Origin of the sequence: Micromonospora sp. CMU55-4 (assembly GCF_011602315.1) — a bacterium.
GTDB lineage: Bacteria > Actinomycetota > Actinomycetes > Mycobacteriales > Micromonosporaceae > Micromonospora > Micromonospora chalcea.
In genome coordinates this window covers 238,086-263,904 of record NZ_JAAOLH010000006.1, presented here as the reverse complement: position 1 = coordinate 263,904, position 25,819 = coordinate 238,086, and the positions used below count along the sequence as shown (strand labels likewise).

24 protein-coding genes are annotated in these 25,819 nt (G+C 72.7%); 15 read left to right on the top strand and 9 right to left on the bottom strand.

The window, feature by feature from the left end; genetic code table 11:
- Window position 1: 1 nt before the first annotated feature.
- From HA073_RS13750 to HA073_RS13715, 8 genes are all read left to right on the top strand, one after another.
- The gene (locus HA073_RS13750; protein WP_043324837.1) at window positions 2-1,183 is read left to right on the top strand and encodes a lipid-transfer protein; all 1,182 of its coding nucleotides are present in this window, start codon (window positions 2-4) and stop codon (window positions 1,181-1,183) included.
- 128 nt (window positions 1,184-1,311) lie between these two features.
- Window positions 1,312-2,889: an ABC transporter substrate-binding protein gene (locus tag HA073_RS13745; RefSeq protein WP_166456560.1), complete on the top strand. Its 1,578-nt coding sequence runs from the start codon at window positions 1,312-1,314 to the stop codon at window positions 2,887-2,889.
- Window positions 2,890-3,027: 138 nt separating this feature from the next.
- Window positions 3,028-3,969, top strand: coding sequence for an ABC transporter permease (locus tag HA073_RS13740; RefSeq protein WP_043324835.1), 942 nt, complete (start codon window positions 3,028-3,030; stop codon window positions 3,967-3,969).
- Entirely contained in the window at window positions 3,966-4,904 is a 939-nt protein-coding gene (locus tag HA073_RS13735) for an ABC transporter permease (protein ID WP_043324834.1), read from the top strand. The genes HA073_RS13740 and HA073_RS13735 overlap by 4 nt, the downstream gene beginning before the upstream one ends.
- Window positions 4,905-4,930: 26 nt before the next feature.
- The gene (locus tag HA073_RS13730; RefSeq protein WP_064446347.1) at window positions 4,931-5,989 is read left to right on the top strand and encodes an ABC transporter ATP-binding protein; all 1,059 of its coding nucleotides are present in this window, start codon (window positions 4,931-4,933) and stop codon (window positions 5,987-5,989) included.
- A complete protein-coding gene (locus HA073_RS13725) occupies window positions 5,989-6,822 on the top strand; it encodes an ABC transporter ATP-binding protein (RefSeq protein ID WP_166456559.1) in 834 nt (277 codons plus the stop codon). Before HA073_RS13730 ends, HA073_RS13725 begins: the two co-directional genes overlap by 1 nt.
- Before the next feature lie 3 nt (window positions 6,823-6,825).
- Window positions 6,826-8,295 carry an MmgE/PrpD family protein gene (locus HA073_RS13720; RefSeq protein ID WP_166456558.1) on the top strand — a complete coding sequence of 490 codons (1,470 nt, stop codon included), beginning with the start codon at window positions 6,826-6,828 and terminating at the stop codon, window positions 8,293-8,295.
- Complete coding sequence (locus HA073_RS13715) at window positions 8,292-8,816, top strand: nitroreductase/quinone reductase family protein (protein ID WP_051611044.1); 525 nt, start codon at window positions 8,292-8,294, stop codon at window positions 8,814-8,816. The genes HA073_RS13720 and HA073_RS13715 overlap by 4 nt, the downstream gene beginning before the upstream one ends.
- Window positions 8,817-8,821: 5 nt before the next feature.
- Here HA073_RS13715 and HA073_RS13710 read toward each other — a convergent pair whose 3' ends face one another.
- Together HA073_RS13710 and HA073_RS13705 are read right to left on the bottom strand one after the other, a co-directional pair.
- Entirely contained in the window at window positions 8,822-9,775 is a 954-nt protein-coding gene (locus HA073_RS13710) for a zinc-binding dehydrogenase (RefSeq protein ID WP_166456557.1), read from the bottom strand.
- A 10-nt stretch (window positions 9,776-9,785) separates the two neighbouring features.
- On the bottom strand, window positions 9,786-11,039 hold the full coding sequence (locus HA073_RS13705; RefSeq protein WP_166456556.1) for a MaoC family dehydratase N-terminal domain-containing protein: 1,254 nt from the start codon (window positions 11,037-11,039) through the stop codon (window positions 9,786-9,788).
- A 211-nt stretch (window positions 11,040-11,250) separates the two neighbouring features.
- Between HA073_RS13705 and HA073_RS13700 the strand changes: the two genes are divergently transcribed.
- Both HA073_RS13700 and HA073_RS13695 read left to right on the top strand, forming a co-directional pair.
- Window positions 11,251-11,991, top strand: coding sequence for a hypothetical protein (locus HA073_RS13700; RefSeq protein WP_051611041.1), 741 nt, complete (start codon window positions 11,251-11,253; stop codon window positions 11,989-11,991).
- Window positions 11,988-12,797 (top strand): SDR family oxidoreductase, encoded by an 810-nt coding sequence (locus HA073_RS13695; protein WP_140946076.1) that lies wholly within the window; start codon window positions 11,988-11,990, stop codon window positions 12,795-12,797. The genes HA073_RS13700 and HA073_RS13695 overlap by 4 nt, the downstream gene beginning before the upstream one ends.
- Window positions 12,798-12,807: 10 nt before the next feature.
- Here the strand turns inward: HA073_RS13695 and HA073_RS13690 are convergent, their stop codons facing one another.
- Genes HA073_RS13690 through HA073_RS13675 form a run of 4 tightly spaced genes read right to left on the bottom strand, consistent with a single transcriptional unit; the run spans window position 12,808 to window position 16,249 of the window.
- Entirely contained in the window at window positions 12,808-13,575 is a 768-nt protein-coding gene (locus HA073_RS13690; RefSeq protein WP_166456555.1) for an SDR family oxidoreductase, read from the bottom strand.
- Entirely contained in the window at window positions 13,568-14,170 is a 603-nt protein-coding gene (locus HA073_RS13685; protein ID WP_166456554.1) for a nuclear transport factor 2 family protein, read from the bottom strand. The genes HA073_RS13690 and HA073_RS13685 overlap by 8 nt, the downstream gene beginning before the upstream one ends.
- On the bottom strand, window positions 14,163-14,981 hold the full coding sequence (locus HA073_RS13680) for an SDR family NAD(P)-dependent oxidoreductase (protein WP_205797176.1): 819 nt from the start codon (window positions 14,979-14,981) through the stop codon (window positions 14,163-14,165). Before HA073_RS13680 ends, HA073_RS13685 begins: the two co-directional genes overlap by 8 nt.
- Window positions 14,982-15,016: 35 nt before the next feature.
- Window positions 15,017-16,249 carry an MFS transporter gene (locus HA073_RS13675; protein ID WP_082930941.1) on the bottom strand — a complete coding sequence of 411 codons (1,233 nt, stop codon included), beginning with the start codon at window positions 16,247-16,249 and terminating at the stop codon, window positions 15,017-15,019.
- 121 nt (window positions 16,250-16,370) lie between these two features.
- Between HA073_RS13675 and HA073_RS13670 the strand changes: the two genes are divergently transcribed.
- The 3 genes from HA073_RS13670 to HA073_RS13660 are packed head-to-tail and all read left to right on the top strand — an operon-like array spanning window position 16,371 to window position 19,501.
- On the top strand, window positions 16,371-17,228 hold the full coding sequence (locus tag HA073_RS13670; protein ID WP_375336233.1) for an SDR family oxidoreductase: 858 nt from the start codon (window positions 16,371-16,373) through the stop codon (window positions 17,226-17,228).
- A 1-nt stretch (window position 17,229) separates the two neighbouring features.
- A complete protein-coding gene (locus HA073_RS13665) occupies window positions 17,230-18,390 on the top strand; it encodes an acyl-CoA dehydrogenase family protein (RefSeq protein WP_069090076.1) in 1,161 nt (386 codons plus the stop codon).
- 10 nt (window positions 18,391-18,400) lie between these two features.
- Window positions 18,401-19,501 (top strand): acyl-CoA dehydrogenase family protein, encoded by a 1,101-nt coding sequence (locus HA073_RS13660; protein ID WP_166456551.1) that lies wholly within the window; start codon window positions 18,401-18,403, stop codon window positions 19,499-19,501.
- 85 nt (window positions 19,502-19,586) lie between these two features.
- Here the strand turns inward: HA073_RS13660 and HA073_RS13655 are convergent, their stop codons facing one another.
- Both HA073_RS13655 and HA073_RS13650 read right to left on the bottom strand, forming a co-directional pair.
- Entirely contained in the window at window positions 19,587-20,393 is an 807-nt protein-coding gene (locus HA073_RS13655; protein ID WP_166456550.1) for an SDR family oxidoreductase, read from the bottom strand.
- Complete coding sequence (locus HA073_RS13650) at window positions 20,393-21,544, bottom strand: acetyl-CoA C-acetyltransferase (RefSeq protein WP_064446337.1); 1,152 nt, start codon at window positions 21,542-21,544, stop codon at window positions 20,393-20,395. Before HA073_RS13650 ends, HA073_RS13655 begins: the two co-directional genes overlap by 1 nt.
- Before the next feature lie 139 nt (window positions 21,545-21,683).
- Between HA073_RS13650 and HA073_RS13645 the strand changes: the two genes are divergently transcribed.
- Window positions 21,684-23,288, top strand: coding sequence for a FadD3 family acyl-CoA ligase (locus tag HA073_RS13645; protein ID WP_223201424.1), 1,605 nt, complete (start codon window positions 21,684-21,686; stop codon window positions 23,286-23,288).
- A 131-nt stretch (window positions 23,289-23,419) separates the two neighbouring features.
- On the top strand, window positions 23,420-24,640 hold the full coding sequence (locus HA073_RS13640; protein ID WP_166456549.1) for an acetyl-CoA C-acetyltransferase: 1,221 nt from the start codon (window positions 23,420-23,422) through the stop codon (window positions 24,638-24,640).
- Window positions 24,641-24,726: 86 nt separating this feature from the next.
- Here HA073_RS13640 and HA073_RS13635 read toward each other — a convergent pair whose 3' ends face one another.
- Window positions 24,727-25,803 carry a phosphotransferase family protein gene (locus tag HA073_RS13635; RefSeq protein WP_166456548.1) on the bottom strand — a complete coding sequence of 359 codons (1,077 nt, stop codon included), beginning with the start codon at window positions 25,801-25,803 and terminating at the stop codon, window positions 24,727-24,729.
- Between the last annotated feature and the right edge of the window lie 16 nt (window positions 25,804-25,819).

Sequence of the window (25,819 nt, the reverse complement as noted above, 5' to 3'; positions counted from 1 at the left end):
CGTGACGTCCACCTTCCTGTCGGGTCGCACCGCTGTCGTCGGCATCGGCGCGACGGAGTTCTCGAAGAACTCCGGCCGCAGCGAGCTGCAGCTGGCCGTCGAGGCCGTCTCGGCCGCCCTGGCCGACGCGGGCCTGAGCCCAGCCGACGTCGACGGCATGACGACCTTCACCATGGAGACCAACCCGGAGAACATGGTCGCCCGCAGCCTGGGCATCCCGGAGCTGAAGTTCTTCTCCCGGATCCCCTACGGCGGCGGCGGTGCCTGCGCCCCGGTCCAGCAGGCCGCCATGGCCGTCGCGAGCGGGATCGCCGACGTCGTCGTGGCGTACCGCGCCTTCAACGAGCGCTCCGGCGTCCGCTTCGGGCAGGGACCTCCGCCGGCGAAGACCCAGGCCACCTCGGACAACGAGTACCGCTCCTGGGTCAACCCGTACGGCCTGCTCACCCCGGCCCAGCACACCGCGATGTTCGCCCGCCGCTACATGCACACGTACGGCGCGACCAGCGAGGACTACGGCCGGGTGGCGGTGCTCGCCCGCAAGCACGCCGCGAACAACCCCAGGGCGTGGTTCTACGGCAAGCCGCTCACGCTCGAGGAGCACCAGGCCTCGCGCTGGATCGCCGAGCCGCTGCACCTGTTCGACTGCTGCCAGGAGACCGACGGCGGCCAGGCGATGGTCGTCGTCAGCGCCGAACGCGCCAAGGACCTGCCCGTCACCCCGGTCTACATCCGGGGCGCGGCCCAGGGCCTGGGACCGGACCAGTACCAGATGGTCAGCTACTACCGCGAGGACCTGACCCGGATCCCCGAGGTCGAGCTCTGCGCCCGGCAGTTGTGGGCCCAGTCGGGGCTCGGTCCCGCCGACATGGACGCGGCGATCCTCTACGACCACTTCACGCCGTACGTGCTCAACCAGCTCGAGGAGTACGGCTTCTGCGGTCGCGGTGAGGCCAAGGACTTCATCGCCGACGGCAACCTGGAGGTCACCGGCTCGCTGCCGACGAACACCCACGGCGGCCAGATCGGCGAGGCCTACCTGCACGGCACGAACGGTGTCGCGGAGGGCGTCCGCCTCGTCCGGGGCACCTCGACCAACCAGCCCGACGGCGTCCGCAACGTCCTGGTGACGGCGGGCGTCGGCGTTCCCACCAGTGCACTGATCCTCTCCGCGGAGGGCTGAGACGCCGGCCACCACCACAGCTCCGAAGGCCGTCAGCGACCCACGGATCCCACCCGGCAGCGGCCGGAAGGGACAACACCACCTCTGATCAGCCGGAACGACTCGGCTCGTGTTTAGGAAGGATGAGAATGGGCGTCACCATAACGGCCCGCAAACGTGTGGTCGCGTTGATCAGCATCGGGGCTCTCGCCCTGGCCGGCTGCAGCTCGCCGGACAACTCCGGCAGCGGCAGCAGCGCCGCGCAGGGCGAGATCGACACGTCGGCAGTGCTCAAGTTCGCGTCGGCGGGTCCGTTGCGCGACCTCGACCCGGCCCTGCAGACGAGCTACGGCGCGTGGGGCTACCTGTTCCTCGTCTGGGACCGGCTGACCATGCTGGACAAGGACGACAAGATCGTGCCGGGCCTGGCCAAGGAGTGGAACTTCGTCGAGGACGGCAGCGTCCTGGAACTCAAGCTCCGGGACGACGTGAAGTTCCACGACGGCACGCCGTTCGACGCCGAGGCCGTCAAGGTCAACATCGAGCGCGGCAAGACGCTCGAGGGCTCGACCCTCAAGAGCGACCTCGCCGACATCGAGTCGGTCGAGGTCGTCGACGCGACGACCGCGCGCCTCAAGCTGGTCAAGGGCAAGGGCGTCCAGCTGCCCGCGTCCTTCACCGGCACGGCCGGCATGATGGTCAGCCCGAAGGCGATCAAGGACGGCGCCGACATCAAGAACAATCCCGGTACCGCCGGGTCCGGCCCGTACATCGCCACCCAGCTCGTCCCCCAGGAGAAGCTCGTCCTCAAGCGGGCCGACAACTACTGGGACCCGAACGTCGGCCGTCTCGGCGGCATCGAGCTGCAGCGCGTGCCCGACGCCGCCGCCCGCCTCAACGGCCTGCAGAGCGGCCAGGTCGACCTGGCCCCGCTCAGCTCGGCCGGCGAGATCGCCACGGTGGAGAAGATCGTCACCCCGGGCAGCGGTCTCCAGCAGCACCAGGTGAAGTTCAAGAACGTCGTCGGCATCTACCTGCGCGCCAACAAGGGCGACCTCGTCAAGCCGGAGGTCCGCCAGGCGATCGCCCACGCGGTCGACCCGGAGGCGATCAGCGCGCTCTTCAGCGGCTACTGCACGCCGACCCGCCAGGTCGTGCCGGAGACGGACCCGAGCCGCATCCCGAGCTACACCTACCCGTACGAGTTCAGCGTGGACAAGGCCAAGGCCCTCGTGCAGCAGGCCGGCGGCGCCAAGGTGTCGGTCACCTTCGCCGCGGGCACGAACGCCGAGCAGCCGGCAAACGTCGTGCAGGCGTCCCTGCGGGCCGCCGGCGTCGACGCGACGCTCAACCCCGTGCCCAACACCGAGAACGAGCCGCGCTTCATCGCCGGCGACTTCGAGCTGATGGTCGGCACGTCGTGGAGCCCGAAGGCCGACCCGGCGGCGACGGTGAACACCTACATGCTGAACACGTACAAGCTCGCCGCGGACCCCTCGCTCATCGCGGACAAGGCGGCCGAGGCCGCCAACCCCACGCTGCCGATGGACAAGCGGGCCCCGCTGTACCAGGACATCTGGAAGACGACGCTCGAGCAGGCCTGGTTCGTGCCGCTGTGCAACCAGACCAACGCGAACGTCTCGAAGGCGAACATCGTCGGCACCGACAACATCCCGATGTCGAACATCGGCATCTGGGACCTGCGCCACATCGCCGTCAAGAAGTAACCGGTCGCTCCTGACCACCGGTGGCGTCGCCGCCGGACCACCCGCTGCGGCGGGGGCCGGCGGCGACACCACCGGCCTTGCCGGCACCAGGCCGTGCGAGGCGCAGTCCCAGGCACACGCTCAGAGTCGAGGTAGGACATGATCCGCTACGCCAGCAGGCGCTTGCTCGCGGCAATACCCCTGCTGTTCGTCGTCCCGCTGCTCGTCTTCGCCCTGATCGAACTCGCTCCGGGCGACCCGGCCGTCGTCCTGGCCGGCGACGAGCCGACCCCGGAACGTGTCGAGGCGATCCGCGAGGAACTCAACCTCAACGCTCCGGTCCTGGTGCGCTACGCCATGTGGGTCGGCGACGTCCTGCGCGGCGACCTCGGCACGTCCTTCCTGTCCGATCAGACAGTCATCGAGCTGCTGACGCGGCGAATGGCCACGACGATGTCGCTGGTGCTCGTCGCGATGATCTTCGCCGTCGTGCTCGGGGCCACCCTCGCCCTCGTGGCCACGCTGCGCTCCGGCGGCATCGTCGACCGGTTCGTCAACGGGCTCGCCTCGATCGCGATCGCCATCCCGGGCTTCTGGTTCGGCCTCGTGCTCGCCTCGGTCTTCGCGGTGGGCCTGCAGATGTTTCCGGCGTTCGGCTACCAGCCGCTGGCCGACGGCTTCTGGCCGTGGCTGTCGCACCTCGTCCTGCCGGGCATCGCCCTCGGCCTGCTACCCGCGGCCGAGGTGACCCTGCAACTCCGCTCGGCGCTCGGGCAGGTCATGAAGTCCGACTACGTCCTCAACGCCGAGGCCAAGGGACTGTCGCGATCCAGCGTGGTGTTCAAGCACTCCCTGAAGAACGCGTGCATCCCCGTCGTCACCGTCCTCGGCTTCCGCGTCGCGGAGGTCCTCGCCGGGTCGGTGACCATCGAGATGATCTACAACATGCCGGGCCTCGGTCGTACCGCGATCGAGGCGGTGCAGGGCCGTGACATCCCGGTGCTGCTCGGCTTCGTCCTGTTCAGCACGACTGTCGTCGTGCTCGTCAACCTCATCGTCGACATCTCCTACGGCTACTTCAACCCGAAGGTGCGGTCATGAGCGCCAACCAGACCCCCTCGGCTCCGGCGCCGGGGAACGACTCGGGCCTCGCCGAGGTGCCGGCGGCGGCCATCGGCACGGGCGAACCGGAGCCGGTCGCCGCCCCCGGCATCCTCAAGAGCATCGTGCGCCGCCCCGCGACGATCGCGGCCGGCGTCTTCCTGCTCGTGCTGACCTTCATCGCGATCTTCGCCCCGGCCCTGGCACCGTACGACCCCGACGTGCAGAACCTGTTGCTGCGGCTCCGGCCGCCGAACGCCGAGCACTGGCTGGGGACCGACGACTACGGCCGGGACGTGCTGAGCCGGCTCATCTTCGGCGCGCGGGTCTCGCTGTGGGCGGCGCTGCAGGCCGCGGCCGTCGCGCTCGTCCTCGGTCTGCCGCTCGGCATGATCGCGGGCTACCGCGGCGGCTGGGTCGACGCGATCCTGACCCGCATCATGGACGCGCTGATGAGCGCCCCGTCGCTCGTGCTGGCCATCACCATCGTCGCGGTCCTCGGCGCCGGCATCACCAACGCGATGCTCGCCATCGGCCTGGTCATGGCCCCGCGCTTCTTCCGGGTGGCCCGCGCCGGCACGATGGACGTGCGGCACGAGACCTACATCGAGGCCTCGATCGCCCTGGGCTGCAGCACCCTGCGGATCGCGGTGCGGCATGTGCTGCCCAACGTGCTGCCGCCGATCATCCTCGTCATCTCGGTGTCGCTTGGTACCGCCGTCGCGGCCGAGGCGAGCCTGAGCTTCCTCGGGCTGGGCGTCCAGGCCCCCGCGGCCAGCTGGGGCTCGATGCTCTCGACGGCCTCGTCGAACATGCGCCTCGCGCCGTACCTCGTGTGGCCGCCCGGCGTGATGATCTTCCTCGCCGTCCTCGCCTTCACCTACGTCGGTGACGGCGTCCGTCGCGCCCTCGTGCGCACCCGCTCGGGCAACTGACCGTCCGGCAACCACCAGGAGCTGACATGGCACGTGAAACGGCGCCCGCCGGCACCAGGACCGACGCCACCGGCGGAACGGCGGACCTGCTGCGCGTGGAGAACCTGAGCGTCGAGTTCCCCTCGCCCTCGGGCGGCTGGCAGACGACCGTCCAGGACGTCTCGTTCTCGCTCAAGCCGGGCGGTTCGATGGCCCTGGTCGGCGAGTCCGGGTCGGGCAAGACGGTGACCTCCATCGCGGTGATGGGCCTGACCGGGGCGACCGGAGGACGGATCGCCTCGGGCCGGATCGTCTTCGACGGCGTGGATCTCACCGCGGGCACCCAGAAGCAGTGGCGGGACCTGCGCGGCCCGGGCATGGGCATGATCTTCCAGCAGCCGATCCGCAGCCTCAACCCGGCGTACACGGTCGGGGACCAGATCGCCGAGTCGGTGCGCAAGCACCTGGGCATGAACCGCAAGCAAGCCCGGGCCCGTGCCGTCGAGATGCTCGACATGGTGCAGATCCCGCGGGCGGCGCAGCGGATCGACGACTACCCGCACGCGTTCTCCGGCGGCATGTGCCAGCGCGTCATGATCGCGATGGTCATGGCGTGCAACCCGCGCCTGCTCATCGCCGACGAGCCGACGACGGCGCTCGACGTGACGGTGCAGGAACGGATCCTCGAACTGCTGCGCGACCTGCAGGAGCAGACCGGGGTGGCGCTGCTGTTCGTCAGCCACGACCTCGCGGTGGTGGCCGAGCTGTGCCGGGACGTCGTGGTCATGTACGCCGGCGAGGTGGCCGAGAACGCGCCCTCGGAGCAGTTGTTCTTCCACCCGCGGCACCCCTACACGTCCGGCCTGATCGGCTCGATCCCGAAGCCGGGCCTGAGCACCGACCGGCGGTTGCGCGCGATCCCCGGTGGCATCCCGGCGCCGGGCGCCTGGCCGCACGGGTGCCGGTTCAGCAGCCGGTGCGAGTTCGCCGTGCCGGGCCGGTGCGACGTGGCCCACCCCGGCCTGGTCCGTCTCGACGGCGCCGCCGAGCACCATGCGCGGTGCGTGCGGGCCGCGGAGCTCTCTCTGGATGGAGTGACGGTCTGATGAGCCTGCTCGAAGTCGAGAACCTCACGAAGTCGTTCAGCGCCGGCCGGGACTGGCTCGGCCGGCGTACGAAATGGTTGAACGCGGTCAAGGGGGTGAGCTTCACCCTGGAGCGCGGCGAGTGCCTCGCCGTCGTCGGCGAGTCCGGCGCGGGCAAGTCCACGGTCGGGCGCATGGTGCTGCGCCTCATCGAGCCGGACTCCGGCTCGGTGACCTTCGACGGGATCGACGTACTGGCCACGAAGCCGAAGCAACTGCGCGCGCTGCGCCAGCGGATGCAGATGATCTTCCAGGATCCGTACAGCTCGCTCGACCCGCGGATGACGATCAGGGACGCGGTCGCCGAGCCTCTCCTCGTGCACACCGACAAGGACCGGGCCACGCGGGAGAAGGAAGCCGTCGAGCTGCTCGACAAGGTCGGCATCGGCTCGCGCTACCTGGAGCGGTACCCGGCCGAGCTGTCCGGCGGGCAGTTGCAGCGGGTCGCGATCGCCCGGGCGCTGACGATGAAGCCGAGCCTCATCGTGTGCGACGAGCCGGTCGCGGCGCTCGACGTGTCGGTGCGGGCGCAGGTGCTCAACCTGCTCCGGGACCTGCAGGAGGAGCTGGGTCTGGCGTACCTGTTCGTCTGTCACGACCTGGCCCTCGTCGAGGTCATCGCCGACCGGGTCATGGTGATGGCCGCAGGTGAGGTGGTGGAGACGGACACGACGGACCAGATCTTCGCCAACCCGCGGCAGGAGTACACGAAGAAGCTGCTCGCGGCGATCCCCGTGCCGCTGCCGCGCGACGCGCAGGGCAACCGGCTCCTCGCGCCCGGAAGGGTGGGCTGAACGGTGACCGGAACGACGGAACCGACCCGGACGCAACTGCTGGCGCGGTTCGCGACGACCCGCGACGAGGAGATCCCCGAGTCGGTACGCGACTACGGCCGGCTCGTCCTGCTCGACTCGCTCGTCTGCGGGCTGGCGGCGGTGCGGTTGCGGCGCAGCCGCATGGTCCAGCGGGTCGCCGCCCGGTTCGGCGGCCCGGCCGAGGCGACCGTGTTCGGGCTGGAGCAGCGGGTCGCGGCGATCAACGCCGCGCACGCCAACGCGGACATGATGAACGCGCTGGACGCCGACGACACGTTCTTCAACTCGGCGCACTTCGCGGTGTTCGGCGTCGCGGCCGGTCTGGCGGAGGCCGAGCGGCTGCACGCCGACGGGGCGAGCCTGCTGCGCGCGAGCATCATCGCGTTCGAGATCAACGCGCGGCTGAACCTGTCGACCTCGCTCATGGCCTTCGAGGACGGCCAGTTCCGCTGGTCGCCGCTGTCGTCGCACGGGTACGCCTCGATGGGCGCGGCCGCGGCGTGCGCTGTCGTCGGCGGCTGGGAGCCGGAGCGGCTGACCCACGCGCTCGGCCTGGTCGCCTGGCTGGCCCCGCCGGCGAAGAACTCCTACATGGCCGAGCGGCGCTCGTTCAACGCGTTCAAGTACGGCCCGTACGGCGCGATCGCGCACGCCGGGATGCTCGGCGCGGCGCTGGCCGAGGAGGGCTACACCGGCGACCTGGACGTGCTGGACCGCACCCCGGGCTTCATCGAGGCGATGGGCTTCCTCGGCGGCGAGCGGCACGAGATGGTCGCCGGCCTGGGGTCGAAGTGGTGGATCACCGAGACGTCGCTCAAGCCGTACCCGACGTGCCGTTTCACCCACGCGGCGCTCGACGCGATCCGCGCGTTCCCGGGCACCCACGGGGTGCCGGTGTCGCAGATCGAGTCCATGGAGATCCGGCTGAGCCCGGCGGCCTACCGGACGTTGCAGTTCCGGGAGCCGGCCCCGCGGATCCCGGACACCGCCGTCGCGCCGCTGGACGGCGCCTTCAACATGCCGTACGCCGCGGCGCTGGCGCTGCTCGGGCACGCGCCGGGACCGCAGTGGTACGGCCCCGAGCGGCTGGCCGACCCGGCGGTGTGGGACCTGGCGCGCCGGATCACGACGGCGCCCGACCCGGTGCTCGACGCGGAGTGGGAGGCCGACCTCAGGGAACACCCGGGCGGCCAGATCCGCCGGACGCGGGGCGCGCTGACGATCCGGGCCGGCGGCCGGGAGTACGTGGTCGAGTCGGACTTCGCCCAGGGCGACCCGTGGGACGACACGACGCGGGCGGACTGGGACTTCGTGACCGGCAAGCTGGCCTCGTTCTGCGACGGGATCCTCGACGCGGACACGCAGGAGCGGCTCGTCGAGGTGGTCCGGGGCATCGACGACGTCGCCGACGTCGCCGAGACGCTGTCGCCGCTGCTGGCGCGTGCGCGGTGAGCCGACGGATCGGCGCGGAGACGAGGTCGTTCGCCTCGTACGGCCGGTCGTGGCTGATCGTCATCCGCGGGCCGCGCGGGATGGCGTTCGACCGGTTCCTCGTGCGACGGACCGGGTTCTCGCTCGTGTCGTTGCAGTACGCGCTGGCGGGCAGGTTCCCGTACCACCCGACGCTGCTGCTGACGACTGTGGGCCGTCGCTCCGGGGAACTGCGCGACGCGGCGCTGCCCTACGTGCCGTACGGGAAGGATCTGGTGGTCGTCGGCTCCAAGGGCGGCGGCCCCAAGGACCCCGCCTGGGTGGTCAACGCGCGTCACCACGAACTGTGCTGGATCGTCCTGCGGCGCAGGACGGTCCCGGTGCGGGCGCGGGTGACCGACGGCGAGCGCGACCCGGAGCTGTTCGCGCACGTCGTGGCGCGCAAGCCGAACGTGGGACGCTACGCCGAACGGGCCGCCGGCTTCGGGCGGCAGATCCCGCTCGTCGTCCTGACCGCCGTCTCGGGGGAGCCGCTCGCCTGAGCGGCTCAGCCGGTGGTGAGGACGATCCGCCCGACGAACTCGGACGCCTCCAGCCGGTCGTGCGCGACAGTGGCCTGCTCGAGCGGGTACGTCGCGGCGATCGCGGGGGCGGCGGTCACGGCCGAGAGGGTGAGCGCCTCGCGTAGCTGGCCGGCCACCGCCTCGGGCCCGGGCCGGCCGATGCCGCGCAGCGTCCAGCCCCTGACCATGAGGCGACCCAGGTGCAGGTGGGCGTGGCTGTCGGCGGTGACGCCGCAGGTGACCAGCCGGCCGCCGGGGGCGAGGACCTTGAGCACGTCGGACCAGAGGGTGCCGCCGACCGACTCGACGATGACGTCCACCTCGCCGCCGGGCAGCGCGGCACGCAGGGACTCGACGACGTCGGGGCGGTAGTGGTCCACGACGTCGAGCGCGCCGAGGGCGCGTACCGCGTCGGCCTTCGCCGGGGCGCTGGTGCCGAAGACGCGCGCGCCCAGGTGGTGGGCGTACTGGACGGCGAAGGTGCCGACCGCGCCCGCGGCGGCGACGACGAGGACCCGGTCGCCGGGGCGTACGCCGGCGAGGTTGACGACCGCGTCGTAGGCGGTGCGTCCGGCGGTGGGCACCGCCGCGGCGTGGACGGCGTCGAGCGCGGCCGGTCGCGGGAAGCAGTGCGTGGCCGGGACGACGGCGTACTCGGCGTGGGCGCCGGTGGTCAACCCGACGACCGCGTCGCCGGCGGTGAAGCCGGTGACGCCCGGACCGGTCCGCACGACGGTGCCGGCGACGTCCCGGCCGAGGATGGTCGGGCCGGTGACCGCCATCCCGTGGGTGCCGCGACGGATGTAGGTGTCGACCCGGTCCAGGCTGGACGCCTGGACCCGCACGAGCACGTGACCGGGGCCGGGCGCCGGGGCGTCGAGTTGGCCGAGGCGCAGGCTGTCGGGGGAGCCGGAGTCGACGACGTAGCTGGCGAGCACGCGATTCCTCTCAGGGCAGGGCGATGGTGGCGGAGGCGATGACGTGGTCGCCGAGGCTGTTGGTGCCGCGGACGTCGACGGTGACGTGCGTGCCCCCGTCCGCCGGCTGCAGGCCGGTGACGACGCCGTCGAGCGTGCAGGTGTCGCCGGGGTGGTTCTGCGCGGCGAGGCGGGTGCGGAAGTCGACGACGCGAGCCTCCGGTCCGGCCCAGTCGGTGAGGTAGCAGTTGACCAGCGCGCTGGAGCCGAGGATGTTCATGTAGACGTCGCGGGCGCCCCGTTCCAGGGCCGCGTCGCGGTCGAGGTGCACGTCGTTGAAGTCGAAGGTCGCGGTCGCCAGCGCCGCGATGGACAGCTGGGTGACGGGGATCGGCCAGGGCGCGAGGCGTTGCCCGATGCTCACCTCGGCCCCGGTGCGGGTGCTCGTGCGGCGTTGCGGCCGGGGGGCGGTGAGCACCGGCAGGATCGCACCGTCGCGGGTGCGCCGGTGCGCCACGACGACCGGCATGCCGTCGTGCACGAGGTCGGGGCGCAGGTACGCGACGTCTCCGGTGAAGCGGGTCCCGTCGGCGAGGTCGGCGCTACCGACGAGGTAGGGGCGCTCGTCGAGGGGGGCGGCGGCGTAGCCGGGTTGCAGGTGCGCGGTCAGGGTGCCGGTGGTGCCGGCCGGCGGCAGGTCGACCGGGGCGGCGGCCGGGCGTACCGGGCGGGCGAGGCGGTCCCCTGACCTCGCCGGGCCCTCGGTCCGGGTCGCCGGGTTCCAGCGGAGCATCCGCAGGACGACGCGCCCGACCGGCTCGCCCTCGACGGTGCGGTAGTCGCTGACGAGGTCGACGAAGTGGCCCCGGCCGAGCCGGGTGGACTTCTCGGGGGAGACCGCGCCGATGGAGGGGAACTGCTCCAGGTGGTCGCCGGGGCGCAGCGGGCGTACGTAGGTGTGCTCCGTCTGCACCGCGGCCACCGAGGTGAACCCGCGCGTGGCGAGGACCTCGTTGACCCGGTCGAGGCTCTCGGCGTGGCGGTGAGCGCGCCTGTTGCCCGGCAGGGTCCACATGTTCAGCGAGGTCGCCGGGGCCACGATGCCGCCCCAGACGGAGCGGGCGGCCCACCGGGGGTCCTGGTACGCGGGGTTCTCGTCGCCGACGGCGTCGCACCAGACGCGGATGGCCGCTTCGGTGATCGCGTCCTTGGCCCGGCGTGGCGGGTCGGTGAGGCCGATCAGAGCGTCGAGTCGGGCGCGGAAATCCGCGTCACTGCCGGTCATGGGGCTCCTCTTGCGGACAACGGTGTCAACCAAGCGCTTGCTTGACCATATGACCGGCGCTGCCCTAGGGTCAAGGCTCGAAACACCGGCCGCGCCCCGGCGGCGACACCGGACCGATCGTGCGTCACCAGCGCCCCGACCCGCGAAGAGGGCCGAGATGCTCCCCAGCACCCCAGCGACAGCCACCCGAGCCTTCTTCTCGTTTCCGAAGGTGACCGACCCCGCCCGCCATCGCGACTACAACGCCTGGCATCAGCTCGACCACCGCCCCGAGAACCTCGCCCTGCCCGGCGTCGTGCACGGCGACCGCTGGGTGCGTACGCCCGCGTGCGAGCGGCTCGGCAGCTACCCCGATCCCGCCCTCGCCGGCAGCCAGTACATGGCGATGTACTGGTTCGCCGAGCCGGCCGCGGACGCGGTCGCCGAGTGGACGGACCTCGGCGACCGGGCGATCCACCAGGGCCGGCGTCCGGAGCTGGCCTGGACCGAACGGCCGATGACCCGGATGTTCCGGCCCGTCCAGGGCCACGTCGCCCCCCGGGCCCTGGTCACCCTCGCCGCGCTGCCGTTCCGGCCCCACCGCGGGGTGTACGTCGAGGTGAGCCGGGTCGAGACGTCCCAGCGCCCGGACGTGGCCGACCTGTCCCGGTTCGAGCACGAGACGCAGGTGCCCGACCTGCTCGCGCGCGACGGCGTCGCGGGCGTGTGGACCTTCCGCAGCGCCCCGAGCCGCAGCCGCCCCGACGGACCCGTCGTGCGGATCCGGCTCACCTACCTCGAAGCCGACCCGGTCGAGTTCGCGCGGGCCCTGGCCGCGGACCCGCCGGCGGCCCCGCCCACGGCGCTCGCCGGCACGGCCACCCCGCTGTTCACCGGGCCCCTGGCCACCATCACACCCTGGGAGTGGGACTGGTTCGACGAGCCCGCCACGGCGACGGACCGCGTGGCATGAGCGAGGCCACCGCCGGACTGTTCGAGCGCTACGGGCCCTGGGCCCTGGTCGTCGGCGGTTCCGAGGGGGTCGGCGCCGCGTTCGCCGAGCAGCTGGCCCGGGCCGGCCTGGGCATCGTGCTCGTCGCCCGCAAGCCCGCGCCGCTCGGGGAGACCGCCGACCGGGTCCGGGCGCACGGGGTCCCGTGCCGCGTGCTCGCCCTGGACCTGCTCGACGCGGACGCGACCGCCCGGATCGTCGAGGCCGTCGCCGACCTCGACCTCGGCCTGCTCGTCCTCAACGCGGGCGCGAACACCTACCGCAGCCGCTTCGTCGAGGCGAACCTCGCCCGGATCCAGGCCGTCATCGATCTCAACGTCACCCGCCCGCTCGAACTCTGCCGGGAGCTCGGCGCCCGGCTCGCCGCACGCGGCCGCGGCGGCATCCTCGTCGTCGGCTCCTCGGCCGGCTACCTCGGCCACGCCGACATCGGCGTCTACGCCGCCGCCAAGGCCTTCACCCGGATCTTCACCGAGGGCCTCTGGCTCGAGCTGCGGCAGGTCGGTGTCGACGTGCTGCACCTGGTGCTCGGGCTCACTGCCACCCCCGCCATGGCGCGCGCCGGCCTCGACCTGACCGGCGCGGCCGACCCGGCCGACGTCGCCGCCGAGGGGCTGGCGGCCCTGGGCGCCGGCCCGGTGCACGTGGTGCGCCAGCAGGCCGAGGTCGCCGCGCGGCGCTCCGGCCCGGACCGGGCCGCCCTCGTCGCCGGCAACCAGGGCGGAATGCGGGCGATGCTCGGCGGCCCGGGCCCCGACCCGAGCTGACCGGCCGCGTTCACTGCGTGACGGTCCACCCGCCGTCGACGACGAGCACCGCCCCGTTGACGTACGAGGCCAGCGGCGAGAGCAGGAAGAGGATCGGCCAGGCGATCTCGTCCGGTGTGGCCATCCGGTGGCTCGGCACCCGGGCCAGCACGGACTGCCCCGTCGGGGACTCGGCGAAGCCCCGCAACCTCGGGGTGTCCACCATGCCGGGTGCGACCGCGTTGGCCCGTACGACGTCGGCCCGGTGCGCGGCCAGGTGCCGGGTGTAGCCGACGATCGCTGCCTTCGCCGCGCTGTACCAGTCGGAGGCGGTGCCCACGACGGTGCCGGCGACCGAGGCGGTGTTCACGAGGGTCGCCCCGGGCGGGGCCTGTTCGAGCCAGGCCCGGGTCACCGACCGTACGCTGCCGACACACAGCCGTACGGCGTGGTCGAAGTCGAGTTCGGTCGCCGAGGACGGGCCGGCGTTGTTGACGAGGTGGCGCACCGGCCCGTACGCCGAGCGGGTCCCGGACAGGGCCGCGCGCACGGCCGCCTCGTCGGCGACGTCGACCACGTGCGGGTCGACCACCCCGCCCGTCGCGCGGACGGCGGCGCTCACCGCCGCGAGTGCGGCGGCGTCGAGGTCCCAGGCGGACACCACGAGTCCCTGGGCGGCGGCTGCTGCCGCGGTCGCCGCGCCGATCCCGCTGCCGGCCCCGGTCACGACGACGACGTCGCCCGTACGGAAGCCGAGCCGCGGCGCGCCGGCGCCGACCCCCGGCCGCGGGTCACCCACAGGGGCGCCCGGGCTCGCGGGCCGGGTCCGGCCCGGCCTCCGCAGCCGGGCCGCCGGGCGGCCACGGGCTGCTGATCGGGTCGGAGGCGTCGCGGGCTCCCCGCAGTGCCGCTTCGGGGATCGGCCACTGGCCGGCGAGGTCGTCGACCCGCTGCCACTCGGAGACGGTGCGGCGTTCCTGCACGCGCCACTCGCCCGCGCGCCGGGTGACCAGGTCGACGTAGCGGAACCCGCTGATGATGTTGCCGCGTGGCGGTTCGGACGTGCTGCGCTGGAACGCGATGCCGTACGTCTCGGCCCGGGCGCGGTCCGGGTCGGCCGGGTCGAGTTCGACCAGGATGTTCGTCAGGTAGTGCATCGTCATGGTGCGCCGCGCCACGAGCGCGAAGACCGTGTCCACCATCGTGTCCCGGTCGGCGGTGGTCCCGCCGAGGGTGATCCGGGCGTCCGGGTGGAAGGCGCTCGCGGCCAGGTCCCGGTCCATCCGGTCGATCCCGCGTGCATAGCGCAGCAGGGCCCGTCCGACGGCCCGCTCGGCGAGCAGCGCGTCCAGCTCGACCGGGCCGGCCGGGAAGGGCCGCGACGGTTCAGACACCGAAGCCTCCGTCGACGTCGAGCTTCTGCCCGGAGATGAAGCCGGCCCGGTCGCTGGCCAGGAAGCAGGCGGCCTCGGCGATGTCGAGGGCACTGCCGAACCGCCGCAGTGGAGTCGAGGACCGGGCGACGGCCAGGGCGCGCTCGTCGAGGTCCCCCGAGGAGATCAGCCGCTCGGCCATCCCGTCGGTGAGCATGCCCGGCCCGACGCAGTTGAACCGGATGCCGAAGCGGCCCTCCTCGTTGGCGAAGGCCCGTACGAGCGCCTCGACCGCCGCCTTCGGCGCGGCGGACAGGCCGTCCCGGGCGGGATAGCGCGTCGTCGCCGCGGTCGTGATCGCCACGACGTTGCCACGGCTCTGCCGCAGGGCCGGGAGACAGGCCGAGACCAGCGTGAAGAAGGCGGTCGTGTCGTTTGCGACCTGCGTGGCGAACTGCTCGGGGCGCACTGTGGACAGGTGCCGCATGGGTACGTGCGGCCCGGCCGCGTGCACGACCGTGTGCAGCGGTCCGCGTCCGGTGAGCTGCGCCACGAGCGCGGCGGTGGCCTCGGCGTCGGTGAGATCGAGGTGGTGCGCCGAGTGCGTGCCGGACGCGACGGGCGGCAGTTCGTCGAGCACCTGCCGGGCGGCGTCGGCGTCGCTGCGGTAGGTGATCGCCACCGCCGACCCTCGGCGCGCCAGCTCGCGGGCGATGACCCGGCCGAGGCCGCCGGTGCCGCCGGTGACGAGCGCGACGCCGGCGCGGTGGACGAAGTCGGCGGGCACGGGCAGTGGCGCCGTGGGCACGGTCGGGGAGGACTGGTCGGTCACGACAACTCCTGAGGAGGTGGGAGGGCCGGGGGAGGTCAGGTCGCGGGGAGGGGGTCGGCGCGTCCGCGGCGCAACCACAGGAGCACGGTGGCGGCCGTGGCCAGGCATGCGGCGGCGTACAGCAGGAACGCGGTCGTGGAGCCGAGCCACGTGCTCAGCCCGCCGAGCAGGAGGGCGCCGAACGGCATGCCACCCCAGCCGAGGAAGTAGAGGCTCATCACCCGGCCGCGCTGCGCGTCGTCGACGACCTTCTGGACCACCGTCTGCAGGGTCACCATGGCGCCGATGCTGAACGTGCCGCACAGCAGCGCGGCCGCCGCGAGCACGGGCACCGTCGTGGCGGCGCCGAGCAGGGCGTTGCTCAGGCCGAGCAGAACGAGGGTGACAGCGGCGTGCCACACGGTGGCGATGCGCTCGGAGAGGCGGGCCACGACGAGGATCCCGAGGAGCGAGCCCAGCCCGGTCAGCGCCACGAGCACGGGGAAGACCGGGTCCGGGTTGTCAGTGGTCGCGGCCGCCCGGACGGGGAGCTGAGTGGTGAAGGCGCACCCGAAGAACGCGTTCACCGCGACGATGACGAGGCAGAGCGCGGCCGGGGGACGCTCGCGGGCGTGCCGGATCCCGGCGCGTACCTGGGTGGTCAGGCTCTCCCGGGCCACCCGGACGGCCGGCGGGATGCGCCGGGTGCGGACCGCTACCGCGGCGGCGGCCGCGGCGAGAGTGAGCGTCGCGTACATCACGAACGTGCCCAGCGGTCCCCAGGCCACGAGGATCAGCCCGGCGACCGCGGGGCCGATCGAGCGGGCGAGGTTGAGCCCGGCCGCCTGGATCGGGACGGCATGGCCGAGCGCCTCGGCCGGGACGGTGTTTGCCACGAGTGCCTGGGTCACGGGGGACAGGAAGCTGATTCCGGTGCCGGCGAGGAAGGCGAGCCCGAGCATCACGGGCAGGGCGACGATGCTGGCCGCGATCGTCGCCGCGCAGACCCCGGCCAGGACGGTGGTCGCCAGGAGCACGCCGATCTGCAGCCGCCGCCGGTCGACCGCGTCGGCCAGCACGCCGGCCGGGATGGAGAAGAGCGTGAACGGCACGAGCAGACAGAAGAAGAGCGCACCCATCGTCGCCGGGGTGGCGTCGCTCTCGATCAGCACCGACTGGAAGGCGATGTTGCAGCCCCAGTAGCCGGCCTGGGACAACACCAGGGTCAGGAGTACGAAGCGGAAGTCTCGGAATTGCAGGGCCGAGAACATTTTCACGTCTTTCGCCATCCTTCTATCGTTTCCGGGACCCTACCAAGCGCTTGCTTGCATAGCTAGTGCCGGGTGTGGTTTTCTTCCCGTACCTCGAGTGAAAGGGCGTGCCGTGAGCGGCTTCTGCGCAGGACGAACGGTGATCGTGACCGGTGCCGGACAGGGGCTGGGCCGGGTCCACGCCCTCGAATTCGCCCGGCAGGGCGCAAACGTCGTCGTCAACGACATCGACAGCAGCCGGGCGGCGGCCCAGGCCGTCGTCGACGAGATCCGCGCCCTGGGCGGCCGCGCGGTCGTCAGCACCGGCGACGTCAGCGACTGGGCCTACGGTGAGCGCCTCGTGCGCGAGACGGTCGAGACCTTCGGCGGGCTGCACACCCTCGTCAACAACGCCGGCATCAACCGCGACCGGATGCTTGTCAACATGAGCGAGCAGGAGTGGGACCTGGTTCTGCGGGTCGACCTCAAGGGACACTTCGTCCCGATGCGCCACGCCGCCGCCTACTGGCGGGACGAGGCCAAGGCCGGCCGCCCGGTCGCCGCGCGCGTGGTCAACACGTCCTCCGGCGCGGGGCTCATGGGCAGCGTCGGACAGGGCAACTACGGCGCCGCCAAGGCCGGGATCGCCGCGCTGACCCAGATCGCGGCCGCCGAGTGGGCCCGGTACGGCATCGTCGTCAACGCGATCGCCCCCTCGGCCCGTACCCCGATGACCGAGGCCGTCTTCGCCGAGGCGATGGCCGCCCCCGCGACGGGCTTCGACGCGATGGACCCGGCAAACGTCTCCCCGCTCGTGGTCTGGCTCGGCTCCGACGCTGCGCGGGCCGTCAGCGGCGCCGTCTTCGAGGTCGCCGGCGGCGAGGTCTCGCTCGCCGACGGCTGGCGCCACGGGCCGGCCGCCGACAAGGGCGGCCGATGGGAACCGGAGGAGCTCACCGACGTGGTCGCCGACCTCATCGCCCGCTCCGAGCCGCCGACCCCCGTCTACGGTGCCTGACATGGGTGCGCCGGTGAGCGACGAGCAGTTCCGGGCCGAGATCCGCGGCTGGCTCCAGGAGGCCCTGACCGGGCCGTTCGCCGAGGCGGTCGGCACCGGCGGCGAGGGACGCGAGCACGAGGCGCACGAGCTGCGCCGCGAGTGGGAGCGCCACCTGGGCCGGGCCGGCTGGATCGGCCTCTCCTGGCCCACCGAGTACGGCGGTCGCCCGGCGACCCTCGCCCAGCAGGTCATCTTCCACGAGGAGTACGCCCGCGCCGGCGCGCCCGGCCGGCTCGGGCACATGTCCGAGCAACTGCTCGGCCCGACCCTGCTCGCGTTCGGCACGCCGGAGCAGAAGGCCCGCTTCCTGCCCCGCATCACCAGCGGCGAGGACATCTGGTGCCAGGGCTACTCCGAGCCCGGCGCGGGCTCGGACCTCGCCGGGGTGCGCACCCGCGCCGAACGCCGGGGCGACCACTACGTCATCACCGGGCAAAAGGTGTGGACCTCGCTGGCGCACCTGGCCGACTGGTGCTTCGTGCTGTGCCGCACCGATCCCGGCTCGACCCGCCACGCGGGCCTGTCGTACCTGCTGGTGCCGATGAATCAGCCCGGCGTGACGGTGCGCCCGATCACCCAGCTGACCGGCACGAGCGAGTTCAACGAGGTCTTCTTCGACGAGGCCGTCGCCGCCGTCGAGCACCGTGTCGGCGCCGAGGGCGAGGGCTGGAAGGTCGCCATGGGCACGCTGGGCTTCGAGCGGGGCGTGTCCACCCTCGGCCAGCAGATCGGCTTCCGCCGGCGCCTCGACGCCGTCATCGCCCGGGCCCGCTCCAACGGCGCCTGGCAGGAGCCGGCGCTGCGTGACCGCCTCGTGGACGCATACATCGGGCTCGAGGTGATGCGGCACTCGGCGGTGCGGCTGCTCGCGTCCGCCGGTGAGGGGCTGTCCGGTCTGGAGGCGTCGATCTCCAAGCTCCAGTGGGCCACGTGGAACCGCTCGCTGGGTGAGCTCGCGGTCGACGTCGAGGGGGCCGGGGCGCTGCTCACCGGGCCCGGGTACGAGCTGGACGACGCCCAGACGCACTTCCTCTTCAGCCGCGCCAACACGATCTACGGCGGCTCCAACGAGATCCAGCGCAACATCATCGCCGAGCGCCTGCTCGGCCTGCCCCGATGAGGTGAGGACGATGACCGGAACGCCCGAGGACCTCGCCGAGATCCGTGCCTCCGTGGCCGAGGTGCTCGACGGGCAGGCCGACCTGCGCCGAACCCACGAGGTCATGGTCGGGGAGCGGGGCTACGACCCGCTGCTGCACGAGTTGCTCACGGCCGAGCTGGGCCTGCTCGGCCTCGTCGTACCGGAGCACCTCGGCGGCCTCGGCCTGGACGTGCCCGCCGCGACCGCCGTCATCGAGGAGCTCGGGGCCCGGCTCGTGCCGGGCGCGCTCGCGACGAGCCTCACCGCGATCCTCGCCGCCCGCGCCCTCGGCCGGAGCGCCGAGCCCCTGCTGGCACGCGTCGTGGACGAGCAGCTGACCCTGGCCGTCGCGCTCGCCGAGGACGGCGCGGGCTGGGATCTCGGGCAGACCGCCACCCGGGCCACCGGCGCCGGGGACGAGTGGGCGCTGACCGGGACGAAGACCCTCGTCGCCGGGGCCGAAGCCGCCCGGGTCGTTCTCGTCACCGCCCGCAACGAGGGCGGTGAGCTCGGCGTCTACGCGGTGGACCGGGCCGCCGACGGGGTGGACGTGCGGACGCACATGACGCTCGACCAGACCCGTCGGCTGAGCACCGTGCGCCTGCGCGAGGCCGCCGCCACCCGGGTCGACGCCCCCGGCGGCGACGGTGCCCGGGTGCTGCTGGACCACGTACGCGCGATGCTCGCGCTGGAGTCGGCGGCCGCCGCCCGCGCCTGCCTCGACCTCACCGTCGACTACCTCAAGGTGCGGGAGCAGTTCGGCCGCCCGATCGGGTCGTTCCAGGCCCTCAAGCACCGCTGCGCCGACCTCGCCGTCGCGGTCGCCGGGGCGCGGGCCACCGCCGACCACCTCGTCACGACGTTGCGCACCGGGGCCGCCACCCGCTCGCACGACGCGGCGCTGGCCAAGCTCGTGTGCACCGACACGCTGATGACCGTCGCGGCCGAGGCGATCCAGTTGCACGGCGGCATCGGGTTCACCTTCGAGCACCACGCACACCTGTTCTTCAAGCGCGGCAAGTCGGCCCAGCTGCTGGCCGGCTCTGCGGCGGCGGTCCGCGCCGAGGTGGTGGCGCTCGCCGGCCTCTGAGCGAGGCGCCGAACTCCACGGCAGGCAGGAGCGGAGGGGCCGCACCGAACCGGTGCGGCCCCTCCGCCGTACATGCCCCGCGCGCTCAGCCGAGCGGACCGGCGCCGGGCGGCTGGGCGGCCAGGTGCCGCGACGGGATCTCCCCACCACCGTCGACGACGATCTCCGTGCCGGTGACGTAGGCGGACAGCGGCGAGACGAGCAACAGGCAGGCCGCGGCGATGTCGGCCGGGGTGGCCATCCGCCGCATGGGGATGGTCCGCGCCACGCGGTCCTGCCCCGCCTCGTCGCCGTAGTAGAGATGCGACAGCTCGGTCTGCACGAGACCCACAGTCACCTGGTTGACCCGTACGGCGGGCGCGAAGTCGAGCCCGAGGCACCGGGTCAGCATCGTCAGGCCCGCCTTGGCCGCGGCGTACGCGGCGGTGTCCGGGGCCGGGTTGGCTCCGGCGACCGAGCCGATGTTGATGATCGTCCCGCTGCCCTGACGCTGCATGACCTCGTTGGCCTGCTGGGCGACGTAGAACGGGGCGAGCAGGTTGAGCGTGACGACCGCCGAGACGAAGCGGGGGGACACCGTCGCGGTGTCGGCGCTCGGTGCGCCACCGGCGTTGTTGACCAGGATGTCGAGCCGGCCGAACCGGTCCACCGCCGCGGCGACGAGGGCCTTGGCCTGCTCCGGGTCGCGTACGTCCGACTGGACGAAGACGGGCGTGCGTCCGTCGATCCCGGGCAGTTCCTCGGGCTCGCTGCGGCCGCACACGAGCACCCGCGCCCCGGCCCGGAGGAAGGCGCGGGTGATCTCGGCGCCGATGCCACGGGTGCCTCCGGTGACGACGGCGACCTGGCCGGTCAGGTCGACGCCGCCGGGCGTCGCGGGGGAGTGGGTCATCAGAGCCTCTCGATGATCGTGACGTTGGCCTGGCCGCCGCCCTCGCACATCACCTGCAGGCCGTAGCGGCCGCCGGTGCGTTCGAGCTCGTGCAGGAGGGTGGTCATCAGCCGGGCGCCGGTGGCGCCGAGCGGGTGGCCCAGGGCGATCGCGCCGCCGTTGACGTTGACCCGCTCCGGGTCGGCCCCCGTCTCCTGGAGCCAGGCGAGCACGACCGAGGCGAACGCCTCGTTGATCTCGAACAGGTCGATGTCGTCGATCGACATTCCGGTGCGTTCGAGCGCGTGGGCGGTGGCGGGGATCGGGGCGGTGAGCATCAGCACCGGGTCGTCGGCGCGTACCGACAGGTGGTGGATCCGGGCGCGCGGGGTCACGCCGTGCTCGGCCACGGCCTGCTCGCTCATGACGAGCAGGGCCGCCGCGCCGTCGCAGATCTGGCTCGCCACGGCGGCGGTGACCCGGCCGCCGGGGGTCAGCGGGTCGAGGGCGGCCATCTTCTCCAGGCTCGTGTCGGCGCGCGGACAGGTGTCGGTGTCGACGTCGCCGACGGCGCGGATCTCGCGGCCGAAGCGGCCCTCGGCGATGGCCCGCAGGGCCCGCTCGTGGCTACGCAGGGCGAAGCGCTCCATGTCCTCCCGGCTGACGCCCCACTTCTCGGCGATCATCTCGGCCGAGCGGAACTGCGAGATCTGCTCGTCGCCGTAGCGCTCGCGCCAGCCGATCGACCCGGAGAAGGGGTCGTCGAAGCCGTACTGCTGACCGGTGAGCATCGCGGCCGAGATGGGGATGGCGCTCATGTTCTGCACGCCCCCGGCGACGACGACGTCGTTGACTCCGGCCATGACGGCCTGGGCCGCGAAGTGCACCGCCTGCTGGCTCGAGCCGCACTGCCGGTCCACTGTGACGCCGGGTACGTGCTGCGGGAGGCCGGCGGCGAGCCATGCGGTGCGGGCGATGTCACCGGCCTGTGGGCCGATGGTGTCGACACAGCCGAACACGACGTCCTCGACGGCGCCGGGGTCGATCCCCGAGGAACTCATGAGGCTGGTGAGCGCGGCGGCTCCCAGGTCGGCGGAGTGGATCTTGGCGAGCGCGCCACCGCGTCGCGTGACGGGGGTGCGGACGGCGTCCACGATGTATGCCTCTGCCACCGGGTTCCCTTCCTTCAGATGCCTCACCGGTCGGTGCCGCCGGCGTCGCTGCCGCTAGTCTAGCAAGCGCTTGGTTGGTAGTCTGTGCTTCGTTTCCGACAAGTGACCGGCTCCGCGTGAGGAGATGTGCGTGAGTGACGTGTTGACCACGATCCCCGCCCTGCTGCGGCAGGCCGCGCAGGACGCCGCCGAGCTGGAGGCCCTCGTCGACGGGGACGTGCGGATGACCTTCGCCGAGCTCGACGCGGCCGTCAACCGGTTCGCGCGGGCCGCTGTCGCGCACGGTCTCGAGCCGGGGGACCGCGTCGTCGTCTGGGCCCCGAACAGCGCCGACTGGGTCGTCAGCGCCCTCGGCGTGCTGGCCGCGGGCGGCGTGCTGTGCCCCGTCAACACCCGCTTCCGTGGTGCGGAGGCACGGTCCGTCATCGCCAAGGTCCGGGCCACGATGGTCGTCCTGGACGACGCCTTCCTGGACACCCACTACCTGGCCGCGCTGCGCGGCGACGGGCCGTCACCGGCGGTCGGCCGCCCCGTGCCACTGTTGCCCTCGGTGCGTACCGTCGTCGACCTGTCCGCCACCGGCCGCGAGCAGACCGATCACGGCGTGTGGTCCCTGGCGGGCTTCACCGCGCTGGCCGACCAGGTCGACCCCGGAGTCGTGGACGAACGGATCGCCGCCCTCGCCCCGGAGGACGTGTCCGACATCCTGTTCACCTCCGGCACCACCGGCTACCCCAAGGGCGCGATGGTCTCGCACGCCTCGAACCTTCGCGTCGACCGGGAGTGGGCCCGACTCGTCGGGCTGCGGCGAGGCGACCGCTATCTCATGGTCAACCCGTTCTTCCACAGCTTCGGCTGGCGGGCCGGCATCCTGGCCTGCCTCCTCACACGCGCCACGATCATCCCGGTCGCCGTGTTCGCCGTCGAGACCGTGCTGCGTCTCATCGAGCAGGAACGGGTCACGGTCTTCCCCGGCGCGCCCACCGTCTACACGTCCCTGCTCGAACACCCCGACCTCGGCAGGTACGACCTCAGCTCGGTACGCCTGGCCGTCACCGGCGCCACGATCGTGCCAGTGCCGCTGCTGCGCCGGATGCGCGAGGAACTCGGCTTCCGCGACGTCATCACCGCCTACGGCCTGACCGAGACGTGCGGCACCGCTACCGTTTGCCCGCCCGACGCCGGCCTCGAACGGATCTCGACCAGCTGCGGGCGGGCGATCCCGGGCACCGAGTTGCGGATCGCCGGTCTCGACGGACAGCCGCTGCCGGCCGGCGAGTCGGGCGAGATCCTCGTGCGCGGCTACAACGTGATGGCGGGCTACTTCGAGGACCCGGACGCCACGGCGCAGGCCATCGACGAGGACGGCTGGCTGCACACCGGTGACGTCGGCTGGGTCGACGAGGACGGCTACCTGCGCATCACCGACCGGATCAAGGACGTCTACATGGTCGGGGGCTTCAACGTCTACCCCGCCGAGGTCGAGCGGGTGCTGTCCGAACATCCCGCCGTCTTCGACGTCGCGGTCGTCGGGGTCCCCGACGCGCGGATGGGCGAAGTCGGCAGCGCCTTCGTGCAGACCGTTCCCGCCTGGACCGGTGACGAGTCGGCGCTCGCCGACGAGCTCGAGGCGTGGTGCCGGGAGCGGCTGGCCAACTTCAAGCGCCCGCGCAGCTTCACCGTCGTTGCGGCGCTGCCACGAACCGCGAGCGGAAAGATCCAGAAGTTCAAGCTCACCGGGTGAGCCCGGCGTTGCGCTTCGTGCGGGCGCACCGGCCCCGGTGCCCTGCTCGCCGGCAGGCCCGACGCCCCGACCAGACCTGACACCGACGGCACCGCCGTCACGGGCGCCAGCCCGAGAACCGGAGGACACCAATGCAGGACGCAGTCATCGTCGCCGCGGCGCGCTCGCCGATCGGCCGTGCCTTCAAGGGGTCGTTGGCCTCGATGCGGGCCGACGACCTGGCCACCCAGATGGTCCAGGCGGCCCTGGCCCAGGTGCCGGCGCTCGACCCGGCCCAGATCGACGACCTCATGCTCGGCTGCGCGCAGCCGGCCGGCGAGCAGGGCTGGGGCCTCGCGCGCGTCGTCGCTGTCGAACTCGGGCTCGACCGGGTTCCCGGGACGACGGTGCAGCGGTACTGCGCGTCGAGCCTGCAGACGACCCGGATGGCGCTGCACGCCATCCGCTCCGGTGAGGCCGACGTGCTCGTCTCCGCCGGGGTCGAGGCCGTCTCGCGCTTCGCCGCCGGCAAGTCCGACGGCATGCCGGACACGAAGAACCCGATCTTCGCCGCGGCGGGGGAGCGCACCGCCACCCGCGGACGGGGTGGCGCCGGCCCGTGGACCGACCCACGCGACGCGAATGAACTGCCCGACGTCTACATCGCGATGGGCGAGACCGCGGAGAACGTCGCGAGCCACCGCGGTGTGAGCCGCGCCGAGCAGGACGAGTGGGCCGCCACGAGCCAGCAGCGGGCCCAGGCCGCGATCGAGTCGGGCTTCTTCGCCACCGACATCACGCCGGTGACCCTCGCCGACGGCACCGTCGTGGCCACCGACGACAGCCCTCGCGCCGGAGTGACGGCCGAGTCGCTGTCCGGCCTCAAACCGGCCTTCCGGCCCGACGGTACGGTGACCGCGGGCAACTGCTGCCCGCTCAACGACGGCGCGGCCGCCCTCATCATCATGTCCAGCCGCAAGGCCGCCGAACTCGGCGTCACGCCGCTGGCCCGGATCCTGTCCACCGGTGTCTCGGCGATCTCGCCGGAGATCATGGGTCTCGGCCCGGTCGAGGCGTCGAGGCGGGCCCTCGCGCTGGCCGGGCTCTCGATGGCCGACATCGATCTCGTCGAGCTCAACGAGGCGTTCGCCGCTCAGGTCGTCCCCTCCATCTCGGACCTCAAGGCCAACCCCGAGCAGGTCAACGTGCACGGCGGCGCGATCGCCCTGGGCCACCCGTTCGGTCAGACCGGAGCGCGGATGACGACGACGCTCATCAACGGGCTGCGGGCGCGGGACGGCCAGTTCGGCCTCGAGACCATGTGCACGGCCGGTGGCCAGGGCATGGCGATGGTCATCGAGCGGCTCTCCTAGGCGGGTGTGTCGACGTCCCCGGTCGAACCGGGGACGTCGACAGCCGGCTCATGCCACCACGCCGAGTGGGTACGGCCGGGCGCGGATCAGTGCCGGGGCAGCGCCGCGGCGAGGGCCGCCGCCCGGCCGGCGACGGCGGCCGCCTGCTCGGCGAACGAGGCCGCGGTGCGGTCGCCGCCGCTCATCGCGCCCTGCGTGACCCTGGTGTACACGCCCTCGAGGATGCACGCGGTCTTCCACCAGTTGTAGGCGACGAAGTAGTCGATCCGCCCCGGGTCGGTGCCGGTGGCGAGGCAGTACCGGGAGAGCAGTTCGTCCCGGGTCGAGAAGCCGGGCCGGACCGTGGCCGGGTCGTGCAGCGCGCGGGCCGTGTCGCCGGCCTGCGCCCAGTAGACGAGCAGTTGGCCGACGTCGGCCAGCGGGTCGCCGACGGTGGTGAGCTCCCAGTCGAGTACGCCCTGGACCCGCCATCGCGAGTCGAGCATGCAGTTGTCGAGGCGGAAGTCGCCGTGCACGATCCCCGAGCGGGCCTGCTCGGGCGCCGCGGCCACCAGGTGCTCGTGCGCGGTCTGCAGGTCGGGCAGGTCGCGGATCCTGCTCCGCTGCCAGTTCTCGTGCCAGCGTCCGAGTTGCCGGGTGAGGTAGTCACGGCGGCGGGCCAGGCCGCCCAGTCCGATGACCTCCGGGGCGAGTCGGTGCAGGGCCACGAGAGCGTCGACGAGCGTGGGGCCGATGAGCGCGCGGTCGGCCTCGGTGGTGAGCCGCTCGACGTCGGCGGGGCTGCGCAGGATCACGCCGTCGAGGTGCTCGAGTACGACGAGAGGGGCGCCGGCCACCTCGCCCGTCTCCTCGACGGCGAGCACCCGCGGCACCGGGAGGTGGCCGTGCAGACCGCGCAGGATCCGCGCCTCGCGCAGGACGTCGTGCGCGGTGGCCGGCTGGTTTCCGAGCGGTGGACGGCGCAGCACGACGACGTGTCCGGCCGCGTCGGTGGTCCGGTAGGTCAGGTTGGAGCGCCCTCCGGCGATGACCTCGTGCCGGAGGTTGCCCTGCAGCTCGGGCACCGCGCGGCCGAGCCAGGCGTCGACGCCCACCGGGAGCCCGGCGTGCCGGGTGGGCTCGATCGGGGCCGGACCTGTCCGGGCGTGACCTGCTGCCGTCATGGGGGCGCCTCCTCTT

What these genes read in the sequence shown, in the direction of transcription:
- HA073_RS13745 (WP_166456560.1), top strand. Translation starts at nt 1,312, where the DNA reads ATGGGCGTCACCATAACGGCCCGCAAACGTGTGGTCGCGTTGATCAGC.
- HA073_RS13740 (WP_043324835.1), top strand. Translation starts at nt 3,028, where the DNA reads ATGATCCGCTACGCCAGCAGGCGCTTGCTCGCGGCAATACCCCTGCTG.
- HA073_RS13735 (WP_043324834.1), top strand. Translation starts at nt 3,966, where the DNA reads ATGAGCGCCAACCAGACCCCCTCGGCTCCGGCGCCGGGGAACGACTCG.
- HA073_RS13730 (WP_064446347.1), top strand. Translation starts at nt 4,931, where the DNA reads ATGGCACGTGAAACGGCGCCCGCCGGCACCAGGACCGACGCCACCGGC.
- HA073_RS13725 (WP_166456559.1), top strand. Translation starts at nt 5,989, where the DNA reads ATGAGCCTGCTCGAAGTCGAGAACCTCACGAAGTCGTTCAGCGCCGGC.
- HA073_RS13705 (WP_166456556.1), bottom strand. Translation starts at nt 11,039, where the DNA reads ATGACCGGCAGTGACGCGGATTTCCGCGCCCGACTCGACGCTCTGATC.
- HA073_RS13695 (WP_140946076.1), top strand. Translation starts at nt 11,988, where the DNA reads ATGAGCGAGGCCACCGCCGGACTGTTCGAGCGCTACGGGCCCTGGGCC.
- HA073_RS13675 (WP_082930941.1), bottom strand. Translation starts at nt 16,249, where the DNA reads ATGGCGAAAGACGTGAAAATGTTCTCGGCCCTGCAATTCCGAGACTTC.
- HA073_RS13665 (WP_069090076.1), top strand. Translation starts at nt 17,230, where the DNA reads ATGGGTGCGCCGGTGAGCGACGAGCAGTTCCGGGCCGAGATCCGCGGC.
- HA073_RS13660 (WP_166456551.1), top strand. Translation starts at nt 18,401, where the DNA reads ATGACCGGAACGCCCGAGGACCTCGCCGAGATCCGTGCCTCCGTGGCC.
- HA073_RS13655 (WP_166456550.1), bottom strand. Translation starts at nt 20,393, where the DNA reads ATGACCCACTCCCCCGCGACGCCCGGCGGCGTCGACCTGACCGGCCAG.
- HA073_RS13640 (WP_166456549.1), top strand. Translation starts at nt 23,420, where the DNA reads ATGCAGGACGCAGTCATCGTCGCCGCGGCGCGCTCGCCGATCGGCCGT.
- HA073_RS13635 (WP_166456548.1), bottom strand. Translation starts at nt 25,803, where the DNA reads ATGACGGCAGCAGGTCACGCCCGGACAGGTCCGGCCCCGATCGAGCCC.